Genomic DNA, 13392 nt, shown 5'->3' with positions numbered 1-13392 from the left:
AATGGTTTGCAGTTTAACACAGACCTGACAGCGTATAAGCGATGCGGGAAGCGCAAAACTTCTGCCACGATCACGCTTTTTGGTCACGATTCGCCTGGCCTGCCGGAAGTAAAACTAAATAGTCTGACTCTGGTAAAATAATCGCCAAACCGGGCTGGAGACGTCAGGCCAGCATAATCATTAAAAACGCAGGTGAAACGTGAAAAAGACCGTCATTCTCCCGCTTTACGAGGCACCGCGCTATGCGGAGCAGGTCACCGACTGGCTCTGGCAGGCCTTTGGCGAGGGGCTTGCGCGGGATTTTTTCCATAGCATCGTCGAGCACAGCCAGACGCCGGGTGCCCTGCCGCTGACCTTTATCGCCGTAGAGGATGAACGGCTTCTCGGGACGGTGGGACTCTGGCGCTGTGATTTGATTACCCGTCAGGATCTCTGTCCGTGGCTGGCGGCGCTCTACGTTGATGACGCGGCGCGAGGCAAGGGGCTGGCAGGAAAGTTACAGCAGCATGTTATTCGCTTCGCCGCACGGGCCGGGTACGAGGAACTTCATCTCTGGTCTGCCTGCCGCGACTTCTATGAACGTTACGGCTGGCAGTATATTGGCGATGGGCTGGAGTATCCGGATAAAACGGTACACCTGTATCGCTATTCGCTCTGTGCGTCAGCGGGGGCAGCAACGGAGTGACGGCGCACTAACGTTGGACTGAAGAGATGGGTAATCTCCGGCGGCTGGCGTTGTTCGGCCAGCGCCAGCGCCAGCTCTGCGGCCTGGGTGGCCATCGTGATGATGGGGTAGCGTACGGTGGTCAGGCGCGGGCGCACGTACCGGGAGACCAAAACATCGTCGAAGCCAATCAGCGAGATTTCAGCCGGCACCTCGATCCCGTTGTCATTCATGACGCCCATTGCCCCGGCGGCCATCGAATCGTTATAGCTGGCGACCGCGGTGAAATTCCGTCCGCGACCCAGCAGCTCCGTCATGGCCTGTTCGCCGCCGCTCTCATCTGGTTCACCGTAGGCCACCAGACGGTCATTGCACGGCAGACCGTTTTCGCGCAGGGCGTCGTAGTAGCCCTGCAGGCGGTCTTCCGCATCAGAAATGGGGTGATTGGAGCAGAGATAGCCAATCCGGGTATGACCCTGTTGAATCAGATGACGGGTCGCAAGCCAGGCGCCGTAGCGGTCGTCGAGGGCTACACAGCGTTTTTCAAAGCCGGGGATAATACGGTTGATAATCACCATGCCGGGCATCTGCTTCATCAGGTGAATTAGCTCGGCATCCGGGATCATTTTGGCGTGTACCACCAGTGCAGCGCAGCGGTGGCGGATCAATTGCTCGATGGCCTGGCGTTCTTTTTGTTCATTATGATAGCCATTGCCGATCAGCAAAAAATTACCCGTCTGATAAGAGACCTGTTCAACCGCTTTTACCATGGCACCGAAAAAGGGGTCGGAAACGTCTCCCACCACCAGCCCAATAGTCTCTGTTGACTGCTGGGCGAGCGCGCGGGCGTTGGCATTCGGATGGTAGTTCAGGGTTTCCATGGCGCTTTGTACCGCCTGGCGTGATGCGTCACTGGCTTTGGGTGAATCATTAATCACGCGGGAGACGGTGGCTACCGACACACCTGCCAGACGAGCCACATCCTTTATTGTCGCCATTTATAACCTTCTTATTTGGGGTAAGCGTTTACACACTGAATAGTGTTGCGGAAAAGTGACGTTCATTCAAGGGAAGCCGGTTTCCGGGAGCCACAAACGTGACGCAGACCAACCCTGGTAGTGTAATCGTTACACGCCTGGTCATGTCAGAAGAATGTCATTCTGAACCTTTAGTTACACTTTGCCTCAGGCTGTTGCGATTGTCCGGTGGCGATGACGTTAAAGAGGTTGGTAGAGTCGAGATCCCAGAGGTATTGATAGGTGGAATCAACTCCGGTTGATTAACACGACTTACACCAGCCTGCGTTCTTACGCAGGTTTTTTTTTGCCTGATAGTTCAACCTGTAACAGCAAAAGAGAATATTCACACCTGGTTGCATTTCGGCTCATTCCCTTGCGTTTTCCTGCTGGCGAAGTGCAGGGTCAACAGCCACAATCAAGATCCCAGAGGTATTGATTGGTGAGAATTCTTAGTACGGTTTCGTACTCATCTCTTGCACCAACCTGCGCGGATGCGCAGGTTTTTTTTCGCCTCCATTTTTGCTGTCGCTCCCGTATCACTTCTCGTGTAATCTGCCACCATTTACTGTCAACCCACCACACTGTCTGGCAAAGGGAGTTGAGATGCTATTTGGGTTTTTCCGTACACTGTTCCGTATTCTTTTTCGCATCCGCGTCACTGGCGATGCCCAGGCGCTTCGTGGCGAGCGCGTTCTTATCACACCCAATCATGTTTCCTTTATAGACGGCATCCTGCTTGCGCTGTTTCTGCCCGTGCGTCCGGTGTTTGCGGTCTATACCTCCATCAGCCAGCAGTGGTATATGCGCTGGCTCACCCCACTGATCGATTTCGTACCGCTTGACCCGACAAAGCCGATGATGATTAAACACCTGGTACGTCTGGTAGAGCAGGGGCGTCCGGTGGTCATTTTCCCGGAAGGGCGCATTTCAGTGACCGGTTCGCTGATGAAAATCTACGACGGCGCGGGGTTTGTCGCGGCGAAATCAAACGCGACCGTGGTGCCGCTGCGCATTGAAGGCGCGGAGTTGACCCATTTCAGCCGCCTTAAGGGGCTGGTGAAGCAGCGTCTGTTCCCCAAAATCACCCTGCATATTCTGCCGCCAACGTCGTTACCGATGCCGGAAGCGCCGCGTGCCCGCGATCGCCGTAAAATCGCCGGGGAAATGCTGCACCAGATTATGATGGAAGCGCGCATGGCCGTTCGTGCGCGCGAAACGCTGTATGAATCCCTGCTTTCGGCGCAGTACCGCTACGGCGCGAAGAAAAACTGCATTGAAGACATCAACTTTACCCCGGATACCTATCGTAAACTGCTGACCAAGACGCTGTTCGTGGGCCGCATTCTTGAGAAGTACAGCAAAAAGGGCGAAAAGATCGGCCTGATGCTGCCAAACGCGGGCATCAGCGCGGCGGTGATTTTTGGTGCGGTTTCCCGTGGCCGTATACCGTCGATGATGAACTACACGGCGGGCGTGAAAGGGCTGACCAGCGCCATTACCGCCGCCCAAATCAATACCATCTTTACCTCCCGACAGTTCCTGGACAAAGGCAAGCTGTGGCATCTGCCGGAACAGCTGACCCAGGTACGCTGGGTCTTCCTGGAAGATCTAAAAGCGGACGTGACCACCGGCGACAAGCTGTGGATTTTTGCGCATCTGCTGGTGCCGCATCTGGCTCAGGTCAAACAGCAGCCGGAAGATGACGCGATTATCCTTTTCACGTCGGGTTCGGAGGGCAACCCGAAAGGCGTCGTCCACAGCCACAAGAGTATTCTGGCGAACGTTGAGCAGATCAAAAGCATTGCCGACTTTACCGCGAATGACCGTTTTATGTCGGCGCTGCCGCTGTTCCACTCCTTTGGCCTGACTGTGGGGCTGTTCACGCCGCTGCTGACCGGTGCCGAGGTGTTCCTCTATCCTAGCCCGCTGCACTACCGCATTGTGCCGGAGCTGGTGTATGACCGTAACTGCACCGTCCTGTTCGGGACCTCAACCTTCCTGGGTAACTATGCCCGTTTCGCCAATCCGTATGATTTCTTCCGCGTTCGGTACGTGGTGGCCGGTGCGGAAAAGCTGCAGGAGAGCACGCGTCAGATCTGGCAGGACAAGTTTGGCCTGCGCATTCTTGAAGGTTATGGCGTTACCGAGTGCGCGCCCGTTGTCTCGATCAACGTACCGATGGCGGCGAAACCGGGAACGGTGGGCCGAATTCTGCCGGGGATGGACGCGCGCTTGCTGGCGGTGCCGGGCATTGAGGACGGTGGCCGCCTGCAGCTGAAAGGGCCGAACGTGATGAACGGTTACCTGCGCGTGGAAAACCCAGGCGTGCTGGAAGCGCCAACGGCGGAAAACGTCAACGGCGAGATTGAAACCGGCTGGTACGACACCGGTGACATCGTTCGTTTCGATGAGCAAGGCTTTGTAAAGATTCAGGGGCGCGCAAAACGCTTCGCCAAAATCGCCGGTGAGATGGTCTCTCTGGAAATGGTTGAACAACTGGCGACGGCCGTGTCCGCCGAGAAGATGCACGCCACGGTCGTGAAGAGCGATGCCAGCAAAGGCGAGGCGCTGGTGCTGTTTACCACTGATGCTGAGCTTAAGCGCGACAGGTTACTGAGCTATGCGCGTGAGCATGGCATTCCAGAGCTGGCGGTGCCGCGCGATATTCGCTACCTGAAGCAGCTTCCGGTGCTGGGTAGCGGCAAGCCCGATTTCGTGACCCTGAAAGGTATGGTTGAAGAGGCGGAACAGCAAAATGCGTGAGTCAGTACACACTAACACCTCCCTCAGGTCGAAAGGCATGATGGCCGTCATCGCCGCGCAGTTTCTCTCTGCATTCGGTGATAACGCGCTGCTGTTTGCCACGCTGGCGCTGCTGAAAGCCGAGTTTTACCCTGACTGGAGTCAGCCGATCCTGCAGATGGTGTTTGTGGGCGCTTACATTATCTTTGCCCCGTTTGTGGGGCAGGTGGCGGACAGCTTCCCGAAAGGCCGGGTGATGATGTTTGCCAACGGTCTCAAGCTGCTGGGCGCTGCCAGTATATGTTTTGGTTTTAATCCGTTTGTTGGCTATACGCTGGTGGGCATCGGTGCTGCCGCCTACTCCCCGGCGAAGTATGGCATTCTCGGAGAACTGACTACGGGCGATAAGCTGGTGAAAGCCAACGGCCTGATGGAGTCGTCAACGATTGCCGCTATCCTCCTCGGCTCCGTCGCGGGTGGCGTGCTGGCCGACTGGCATGTTCTGGCGGCCCTGGGCGTGTGTGCAGTGGTGTATGGTGGGGCGGTCGTGGCTAACCTGTTTATTCCGAAGCTGCCGGTGGCTCGCCCGGGCCAGTCCTGGCGCTTTAAACCAATGACCGGCAGTTTCTTTAACGCGTGCCGCGTGCTCTGGCGTAACGGGGAAACGCGTTTCTCCCTGATGGGAACCAGTATGTTCTGGGGGGCGGGCGTCACGCTGCGCTTCCTGCTGGTTCTGTGGGTACCGGTGGCGCTGGGGATTACGGACAATGCGACGCCGACCTATCTTAATGCGATGGTGGCGATCGGGATTGTGGCTGGGGCGGGCGCGGCGGCGAAGCTGGTGACGCTTGAAACGGTTGCACGCTGCATGCCAGCGGGGATCCTGATTGGCCTCGTGGTGCTTATCTTCTCGCTACAACATGCGTTATTGCCCGCTTATGCTCTGTTGATCCTGATTGGTATTCTGGGGGGCTTCTTTGTGGTACCGCTGAATGCGTTACTCCAGGAGCGTGGCAAGCAGACCGTCGGGGCGGGGAATGCCATTGCGGTTCAAAATCTCGGTGAAAACCTGGCCATGCTGTTAATGCTGGGGCTCTACTCGCTGGCGGTAAAAGTGGGTGTCCCGGTGGTGGCGATTGGCGTTGGATTTGGTGGGCTGTTCGCGGCGGCGATTGCGGGATTGTGGATCTGGCAGCGTCGCCGTTAATAAGTAGCCGGGTGGCGGCTTCGCCTTACCCGGCAAAAGCATCAGCTACGGCGCAGGATAGGTATAAACCTGATGCACCGCTTCAATCTCCGCTAACACCTCTTCACTCAGGTTCAGATGGAAACTCTCAATGTTAGTTTTCAGCTGTTCCATGGTCGTCGCGCCAAGCAGGGTACTGGCAACAAACGGCTGACGGCGCACGAAGGCCAGCGCCATCTGCGCCGGATCCAGGCCGTGGCGCTTCGCGATATCCACATAGGCAGCAACGGCTTTTTGCGTCTGCTCGCCGCTGTAGCGGGTAAAGCGGCTAAAGAGGGTATTACGTGCCCCGGCCGGTTTCGCACCGTTCAGGTATTTCCCCGTCAGGGTGCCGAAACCGAGGCATGAATAGGCGAGCAGTTCCACTTCCTCATATTGCGTCACTTCGGCCAGCCCCACCTCGTAGCTGCGGTTAAGCAGGCTGTACGGGTTCTGGATGGTGACGATGCGCGGCAGATCGTGTTTATCCGCCAGGTGCAGATAGCGCATTACGCCAAAGGCCGTTTCGTTGGACACGCCAATGTAGCGGATTTTTCCCGCGCGCTGGCATTCGGTCAGCGCCTCCAGCGTTTCCAGCAGCGTAACGGCGGGGGCGCTCTCGTTCCAGCTGTAGCCGAGCTTGCCAAAACAGTTGGTTGGACGCTGCGGCCAGTGGACCTGGTAAAGGTCGAGATAGTCGGTTTGCAGGCGCTTCAGGCTCGCGTCCAGCGCGGCACGGATATTTTTGCGATCGAGGATCTGGTTTGGGCGGATCCCGGCATCGTTGTTTCGCGCGGGGCCACTCACTTTCGAGGCGATAACCAGCTTTTCACGGTTACCGCGTTTTGCCAGCCAGTTACCGACGTAGGTTTCGGTAAGTCCCTGCGTTTCAGGGCGTGGAGGCACAGGGTACATCTCTGCGACATCAATCAGGTTAATCCCCTGGCTGACGGCATAATCGAGTTGTGCATGGGCATCGGCTTCGCTGTTTTGTTCACCAAATGTCATCGTGCCCAACCCCAGTTGACTTATCTCCAGAGCGCTGTGGGGGATACGGTGATAATGCATAGCCGGCTTCCTTCAATAGACATGTAGACCGCGTCAGGAACCTCCCGACAAAGGAATATAAACATGGCAGAGGGGAAGCAAAAGGGGAAGAAAAAAATCAAAAAGGCCAGTAGGCTACTGACCTCCGACTGTTATCGCTCAATAATTTGCGAGACTTCGTCGCGATTGATCTGCATTTTATTGCCTGCCTGGTCGTGGTAGCTGACCAGACCGGTATCATCGTCGACTTCAGGTTTACCGTCAGTCAGGATCATCCGGCCGTCTTTCGTCGCCATGACGTAATCGCTGCTGCAGCCCGAAACGGCAAACGCCAACCCGACTGCTGAAATTAACACCGCCCATTTTTTCATCGTTATCGTCCTCATCTGGCTCGTATCAAATCATAGTGTAGTATTAACCCGTTATAGCAACAGGGTGAAGCGGTAAAATCTTAAAAACCAGGCGATTATGTTTGTGAGCTCGCAAAATAAGTAAAAAACTATGTTTTAAGTAAGAAATGACGAGCAAGCAGCGCGCCGGTGAAATTTTTTTTGAGATAAAAGCCGCGCGGCAGCGTCAGTATGGGTTCGCCCATCGCGCCGATCGCCTCGGTAAGCGCTTTGCTGTTTGCCGCTTTTGGGCGCAGCTGTAACACTTCTCCGTGCCGGGCGGTAATTCGCTCGACCTGACCGAGCACAATCATGTCCATCAGTTCTTCCCAGTCCAGGCGCAGCTGATGCTCCTCTTCTTCATCCGGGCTCCAGAGCAGCGGCGCGCCAACGCGGCGTTCAGCTAACGGGATCTGCCGTTCACCTTCAACCGGAACCCAAAGCACGCGATTCAGCTTATGGCGCACGTGGCTGGTTTCCCACGTTACGCCGGTATTGCCGGTTAAGGGCGCAACGCAGACAAAGGTAGTCTCCAGAGGCCGACCCTGGCGGTCGATAGGAATAGTTTTTAACTCTACGCCAAGGGCCGCGAAATCTTGCTCTGGCTTGCTCCCGGCGCTTGCACCCAGCCACAGCTCCAGAAGCATGCCGATCCAGCCCTTATCTCGTTTCAGATCCTTCGGGATCTGTAGCCCTGCCATCGCCGCCAGTTCGCCCAGCGAGAAGCCTGCAAGGCGCTGAGCCTGCTGTAGCAACTGGCTTTCGCTCGAAGGCGGTGAGAGCAAGGGTGAAAGCGGATGCATGACGATAACCTTTTGATTAAAAAATAAACGAAGAAACAGTCCCCTGTGGATAGAGTTTAACTTTTTCTGTACCAATATTCCATGTGCATGATTTATAGGTTTTTTTATGAATTTTTCACGGTTTCATCAGGGACGCAAAACGGGTTGTTCAAATCTGGTCACTGACAATAAACAGGATCTTACACCATGTTATCCACAGAAAAATGGGATAACTGGGCATAACCCTGACTACTGTTTCAATTTACAGCCTTGACGTGCGACGAAAATCCAAATTTCAGACAAATTGTGCCTAACTTATTGGCACAATCTGTGGATAAAACCGACGCTGTTCGATCTTTCATCAGCACGACGATCCCTGCTGTGACGATCGTCACGCTATTCTGCATTTTGTTTGTCGATATGAATATAAAATAATGAAAAATATGACTTTATGTTGAAGGCGAGAAATGGGAGGGCAGAGGCCATTTCAGGTTGTTCATCGGTAATCAGACACTTCTTCACAACTATATCCACAGAAAAGGTGAATAAAATTGCCCTCGAGACCGCACATCTGTTTATAACTCTGCGCTTATTTGTGAGTTATTCAAATGTTATTAGGTTGCAGGCCTGTAAGAGAGTGGTTTACCGCCTCACTGTAGTGTGAAACAATCATTCATATATAAGGTTTAGTTTGGGGTAGTCCGGTGATTGATGACGATGGCTACCGCCCGAACGTAGGAATAGTAATTTGTAATCGTCAGGGCCAGGTCATGTGGGCCCGTCGATATGGTCAGCACTCCTGGCAGTTCCCGCAAGGCGGGATCAATCCGGGAGAGTCCCCAGAACAAGCGATGTACCGGGAGCTTTTTGAAGAGGTCGGTTTAAGCCGAAAAGATGTTCGCATCCTTGCCTCGACCCGCAACTGGTTGCGTTACAAGTTACCGAAACGTTTGGTGCGTTGGGACACAAAGCCGGTTTGTATCGGCCAGAAACAGAAGTGGTTTCTTCTGCAGTTGGTGGGCAACGATTCGGACATCAATATGCAAACCAGCAGTACGCCGGAGTTCGATGGCTGGCGCTGGGTGAGCTATTGGTATCCTGTTCGTCAGGTCGTGTCATTTAAGCGCGATGTTTACCGTAGGGTGATGAAAGAGTTTGCAAGTGTGGTGATGCAGCTTCAGGAGATCCCGCCTAAGCCGCAGAGCGCACCTGCCTGGCGACGTAAAAGAGGTTAAGCTACGCAAATCATGCTCACCCGCTTGCGAGAAATAGTCGAGAAGGTGGCCAGCGCTCCGCGCCTCAACGAGGCGCTGAATATTTTGGTCACTGACATCTGTCTTGCGATGGAGACCGAGGTCTGTTCGGTGTATCTGGCCGACCACGATCGGCGCTGCTATTACCTGATGGCGACCCGCGGTTTGAAAAAGCCGCGGGGGCGCACCGTAACGCTCGCCTTTGATGAAGGTATCGTCGGGCTGGTTGGGCGGCTGGCTGAACCTATCAACCTTGCCGACGCGCAAAAACACCCCAGCTTTAAATACATCCCTTCCGTAAAAGAAGAACGCTTCCGCGCGTTTCTGGGGGTGCCGATTATTCAGCGTCGTCAGCTACTCGGTGTGCTGGTCGTCCAGCAGCGCGAGCTGCGTCAGTATGATGAAAGCGAAGAGTCCTTCCTCGTCACGCTGGCGACACAGATGGCGGCGATCCTCTCTCAGTCTCAGCTTGCTGCGCTCTTTGGTCAGTATCGCCATACGCGCATTCGCGCCCTTCCGGCATCGCCAGGGGTGGCGATTGCGGAAGGCTGGATGGACGCCACGCTGCCATTGATGGAGCAGGTCTACGAAGCCTCTACGCTTGATGAAGCGCTGGAGCGCGAGCGTCTTACCGCCGCGCTGGAAGAGGCGGCCAATGAGTTTCGTCGCTACAGCAAGCGCTTTGCCGCTGGTGCGCAAAAAGAGACGGCGGCCATCTTCGACCTCTACTCGCACCTGCTTTCCGACGCGCGTCTGCGCCGTGAGCTTTTTGCTGAGGTTGATAAAGGCGCAGTCGCGGAGTGGGCGGTTAAAAAGGTCATCGAAAAATTTGCCGAGCAGTTCGCTGCTCTGACCGACGGTTATCTGAAAGAGCGGGCGGGAGATCTCCGCGCGCTGGGACAGCGCCTGTTGTTCCACCTCGATGATACCATTCAGGGGCCGAATGCCTGGCCAAAACGGTTTGTGCTGGTGGCCGATGAACTTTCGGCAACAACACTGGCCGAGCTGCCGCAGGACAGACTCGCCGGGGTTGTCGTACGTGATGGTGCAGCGAACTCCCATGCCGCCATTATGGTGCGCGCGCTCGGTATCCCTACCGTTATGGGGGCGGATATTCAGCCCTCGGTGCTGCACCGCCGCACGCTGGTGGTTGATGGTTACCGCGGTGAACTGCTGGTCGATCCTGAGCCGGTTCTGCTCCAGGAATATCAGCGTCTCATCAGCGAAGAGAATGAATTAAGCAAGCTGGCGGAAGATGACGTTAACCTGCCCGCGCAGCTGAAAAGCGGAGAGCGGATCAAAGTCATGCTCAACGCCGGCTTAAGCCCCGAGCACGAAGAGAAGCTTGGCAGCCGCATCGACGGGATCGGTTTATACCGCACTGAAATCCCCTTCATGCTGCAGAGCGGTTTCCCCTCCGAAGAGGAGCAGGTGGCGCAGTATCAGGGGATGTTGCAGATGTTCAACGACAAGCCTGTCACCCTGCGAACCCTGGATGTCGGGGCGGATAAACAGCTGCCGTATATGCCCATCAGCGAAGAGAACCCGTGTCTGGGCTGGCGCGGGATCCGCATTACGCTCGATCAGCCGGAGATCTTCCTGATCCAGGTGCGCGCGATGCTGCGCGCCAACGCCGCGACGGGCAATCTCAGTATTCTGCTGCCGATGGTCACCAGCATAGATGAAATCGACGAAGCGCGGCGCCTGATCGAACGTGCTGGTCGTGAAGTGGAAGAGATGATTGGCTATGCGATCCCGAAACCACGGATCGGCGTCATGCTCGAAGTGCCATCTATGGTCTTTATGCTGCCGCAGCTGGCAAATCGCGTTGATTTTATCTCTGTCGGTACCAACGACCTGACGCAATATATTCTGGCCGTCGACCGGAACAACACCCGCGTCGCCAGTATCTACGATAGCCTGCACCCGGCGATCATTCGCGCGCTGGCGATGATTGCCCGTGAGGCTGAACAGTACGGTATTGATCTCCGCCTGTGCGGTGAAATGGCCGGAGACTCGATGTGTGTCGCGATCCTGATTGGTCTGGGGTATCGTCATCTGTCAATGAACGGCCGCGCAGTAGCGCGCGTGAAGTATTTGTTGCGGCATATCGACATCAATGATGCCCGCGAGCTGGCTGAGCGCAGCCTTGAGGCGCAGCTGGCCGCAGAGGTTCGTCACCAGGTGGCGGCATTTATGGAACGGCGCGGTATGGGCGGCCTGATCCGCGGTGGTCGCTAATCGTCTTTCGTCCTCTCCTTGTGGAGAGGGCGCCAGTGCGCACAAAATCCTATACACATCTTTTACATCTCTGGCGCATCCTCCGCGCCCGCCTTATGCTATGATTCGCAACTTTGGAGCCTCTGCTTAAGGCAGAATCGCATGTCTACCGCTGTCCACTTTCAGCGGAATAACAACATCTTGTGGTGACAGATGAACAGTGGTTATCTGCATTTTCCGGAGTTTGATCCGGTCATTTTCTCAGTAGGACCTGTTTCGCTTCACTGGTACGGTCTGATGTACCTGGTGGGCTTTATTTTTGCCATGTGGCTCGCGGGCCGTCGCGCCAGCCGTCCTGGCAGCGGCTGGACCAAAAACGAAGTTGAAAACCTGCTGTACGCGGGCTTCCTCGGCGTGTTCCTCGGTGGCCGTATTGGGTATGTACTGTTCTATAACTTCCCGGTGTTCCTGAACGATCCCCTCTACCTGTTCCGCGTCTGGGACGGCGGCATGTCCTTCCACGGCGGCCTGATTGGGGTGATCCTGGTGATGGTGATTTTTGCCAAACGCACCAAACGCAACTTCTTCCAGGTGTCAGATTTTATCGCACCGCTGATCCCGTTTGGTCTGGGGGCGGGTCGTCTGGGCAACTTTATTAACGGTGAGCTATGGGGCCGCGTTGACCCAAGCGTACCGTACACGATGCTCTTCCCGGGCTCCCGCGCGGAGGATATCGCGCTGCTGCCGTCGCACCCGGAGTGGCAGTCCATTTTCGATACCTACGGCGTGCTGCCGCGTCATATGTCCCAGCTGTATGAACTGGCGCTGGAAGGCGTGGTGCTGTTTATCATCCTCAACCTGTTTATTCGCAAGCCGCGCCCGATGGGAGCTGTTTCCGGACTGTTCCTGATTGGCTATGGCGCGTTCCGGATCATCGTTGAATTCTTCCGCCAGCCGGATGCGCAGTTTACCGGCGAATGGGTACAGTACATCAGCATGGGGCAGATCCTCTCCATTCCGATGATTGTCGCGGGTGCCATTATGATGATTTGGGCGTATCGTCGTCGTCCACAGCAACAACTTTCCTGAGGAACCATGAAACAGTATCTTGAATTGATGAAAAAAGTGCTCGATGAGGGCACGCCGAAAAACGACCGTACCGGTACCGGTACGCTCTCCATTTTTGGCCACCAGATGCGCTTCAATTTGCAAGAAGGCTTCCCACTGGTGACGACGAAGCGCTGCCACCTGCGCTCGATCATTCATGAACTGCTCTGGTTCCTGCAAGGCGACACCAACGTTGCGTATCTGCACGAAAATAACGTCTCCATCTGGGACGAATGGGCAGATGAAAACGGCAACCTGGGCCCGGTTTACGGCAAGCAGTGGCGCTCATGGCCAACGCCTGATGGCCGCCATATTGACCAGATCACCACCGTGATGAACCAGCTGAAAAACGATCCGGACTCGCGCCGAATCATCGTTTCCGCCTGGAACGTGGGCGAGCTGGATAAAATGGCGCTGGCTCCGTGCCACGCGTTCTTCCAGTTCTATGTCGCAGACGGCAAGCTCTCCTGCCAGCTCTACCAGCGCTCCTGTGACGTGTTCCTCGGCCTGCCGTTTAACATTGCCAGCTATGCGCTGTTAGTCCACATGATGGCGCAGCAGTGCGACCTGGAAGTGGGTGATTTCGTCTGGACAGGTGGGGACACCCATCTTTACAGCAATCATATGGAACAGACGCATCTTCAGCTCACTCGTGAACCGCGCGCGTTGCCGAAGCTGATTATCAAACGCAAACCGGAATCGATCTTCGATTACCGCTTTGATGATTTTGAGATTGAGGGCTACGACCCGCACCCTGGCATCAAAGCGCCTGTCGCTATCTGATGCGGTAAAGCGTGACATAACCGGTGCTGTTTAGCGCCGGTTTTTTTTCGTCTTTATTTCGTTTTCCGAGGCGTTATCCAGAAAACGTGCAACGCGCTGCAACTCTCCTGATACTTCGGATAACGCCTCGGAAAACCATTATTCACCGCTCGCCACGCCCA

The 13392-nt window shown here is 55.5% G+C and carries 11 protein-coding genes; 7 read left to right on the top strand and 4 right to left on the bottom strand.

Annotation, left to right across the window (positions count from 1 at the left end):
• Positions 1–199 precede the first annotated feature (199 nt).
• Entirely contained in the window at positions 200–685 is a 486-nt protein-coding gene (locus AC2FAJ_RS17640; protein ID WP_041908378.1) for a GNAT family N-acetyltransferase, read from the top strand.
• On the opposite strand, the gene galR is transcribed toward AC2FAJ_RS17640, so the two are convergent.
• Positions 646–1662 carry an HTH-type transcriptional regulator GalR gene (galR, locus tag AC2FAJ_RS17635; RefSeq protein WP_028014290.1) on the bottom strand — a complete coding sequence of 339 codons (1017 nt, stop codon included), beginning with the start codon at positions 1660–1662 and terminating at the stop codon, positions 646–648. The two genes, AC2FAJ_RS17640 and galR, sit on opposite strands and share 40 nt — an antisense overlap.
• Positions 1663–2286: 624 nt before the next feature.
• Here galR and aas point away from each other — a divergent pair.
• The gene (aas, locus tag AC2FAJ_RS17630) at positions 2287–4446 is read left to right on the top strand and encodes a bifunctional acyl-ACP--phospholipid O-acyltransferase/long-chain-fatty-acid--ACP ligase (RefSeq protein ID WP_485454361.1); all 2160 of its coding nucleotides are present in this window, start codon (positions 2287–2289) and stop codon (positions 4444–4446) included.
• Positions 4439–5632 (top strand): lysophospholipid transporter LplT, encoded by a 1194-nt coding sequence (gene lplT, locus AC2FAJ_RS17625; protein WP_041908380.1) that lies wholly within the window; start codon positions 4439–4441, stop codon positions 5630–5632. The genes aas and lplT overlap by 8 nt, the downstream gene beginning before the upstream one ends.
• Positions 5633–5677: 45 nt before the next feature.
• Here the strand turns inward: lplT and AC2FAJ_RS17620 are convergent, their stop codons facing one another.
• From AC2FAJ_RS17620 to mutH, 3 genes are all read right to left on the bottom strand, one after another.
• Entirely contained in the window at positions 5678–6718 is a 1041-nt protein-coding gene (locus AC2FAJ_RS17620) for an NADP(H)-dependent aldo-keto reductase (RefSeq protein ID WP_028014287.1), read from the bottom strand.
• A gap of 131 nt (positions 6719–6849) precedes the next feature.
• Positions 6850–7068: a YgdI/YgdR family lipoprotein gene (locus AC2FAJ_RS17615; protein ID WP_014885085.1), complete on the bottom strand. Its 219-nt coding sequence runs from the start codon at positions 7066–7068 to the stop codon at positions 6850–6852.
• A 128-nt stretch (positions 7069–7196) separates the two neighbouring features.
• Positions 7197–7889, bottom strand: coding sequence for a DNA mismatch repair endonuclease MutH (mutH, locus tag AC2FAJ_RS17610; RefSeq protein ID WP_028014286.1), 693 nt, complete (start codon positions 7887–7889; stop codon positions 7197–7199).
• A 683-nt stretch (positions 7890–8572) separates the two neighbouring features.
• Here mutH and rppH point away from each other — a divergent pair.
• The 4 genes from rppH (at position 8573) to thyA (ending at position 13231) form a co-directional block, all read left to right on the top strand.
• The gene (rppH, locus tag AC2FAJ_RS17605) at positions 8573–9103 is read left to right on the top strand and encodes an RNA pyrophosphohydrolase (protein WP_013098553.1); all 531 of its coding nucleotides are present in this window, start codon (positions 8573–8575) and stop codon (positions 9101–9103) included.
• 12 nt (positions 9104–9115) lie between these two features.
• On the top strand, positions 9116–11362 hold the full coding sequence (ptsP, locus tag AC2FAJ_RS17600) for a phosphoenolpyruvate--protein phosphotransferase (RefSeq protein ID WP_028014285.1): 2247 nt from the start codon (positions 9116–9118) through the stop codon (positions 11360–11362).
• Between the two features lie 192 nt (positions 11363–11554).
• Positions 11555–12430, top strand: coding sequence for a prolipoprotein diacylglyceryl transferase (gene lgt, locus AC2FAJ_RS17595; RefSeq protein WP_028014284.1), 876 nt, complete (start codon positions 11555–11557; stop codon positions 12428–12430).
• Positions 12431–12436: 6 nt separating this feature from the next.
• Positions 12437–13231, top strand: a complete 795-nt coding sequence (gene thyA, locus AC2FAJ_RS17590; RefSeq protein WP_485454360.1) for a thymidylate synthase — start codon at positions 12437–12439, stop codon at positions 13229–13231.
• The last annotated feature ends 161 nt before the right edge of the window (positions 13232–13392 follow it).

It is taken from the genome of Enterobacter cloacae complex sp. 385G4, from assembly GCF_057320665.1.
This window is presented reverse-complemented; position numbering and strand designations above follow the sequence as displayed.

What these genes read in the sequence shown, in the direction of transcription:
- galR (WP_028014290.1), bottom strand. Translation starts at nt 1,662, where the DNA reads ATGGCGACAATAAAGGATGTGGCTCGTCTGGCAGGTGTGTCGGTAGCC.
- aas (WP_485454361.1), top strand. Translation starts at nt 2,287, where the DNA reads ATGCTATTTGGGTTTTTCCGTACACTGTTCCGTATTCTTTTTCGCATC.
- lplT (WP_041908380.1), top strand. Translation starts at nt 4,439, where the DNA reads ATGCGTGAGTCAGTACACACTAACACCTCCCTCAGGTCGAAAGGCATG.
- AC2FAJ_RS17620 (WP_028014287.1), bottom strand. Translation starts at nt 6,718, where the DNA reads ATGCATTATCACCGTATCCCCCACAGCGCTCTGGAGATAAGTCAACTG.
- AC2FAJ_RS17615 (WP_014885085.1), bottom strand. Translation starts at nt 7,068, where the DNA reads ATGAAAAAATGGGCGGTGTTAATTTCAGCAGTCGGGTTGGCGTTTGCC.
- mutH (WP_028014286.1), bottom strand. Translation starts at nt 7,889, where the DNA reads ATGCATCCGCTTTCACCCTTGCTCTCACCGCCTTCGAGCGAAAGCCAG.
- ptsP (WP_028014285.1), top strand. Translation starts at nt 9,116, where the DNA reads ATGCTCACCCGCTTGCGAGAAATAGTCGAGAAGGTGGCCAGCGCTCCG.
- lgt (WP_028014284.1), top strand. Translation starts at nt 11,555, where the DNA reads ATGAACAGTGGTTATCTGCATTTTCCGGAGTTTGATCCGGTCATTTTC.
- thyA (WP_485454360.1), top strand. Translation starts at nt 12,437, where the DNA reads ATGAAACAGTATCTTGAATTGATGAAAAAAGTGCTCGATGAGGGCACG.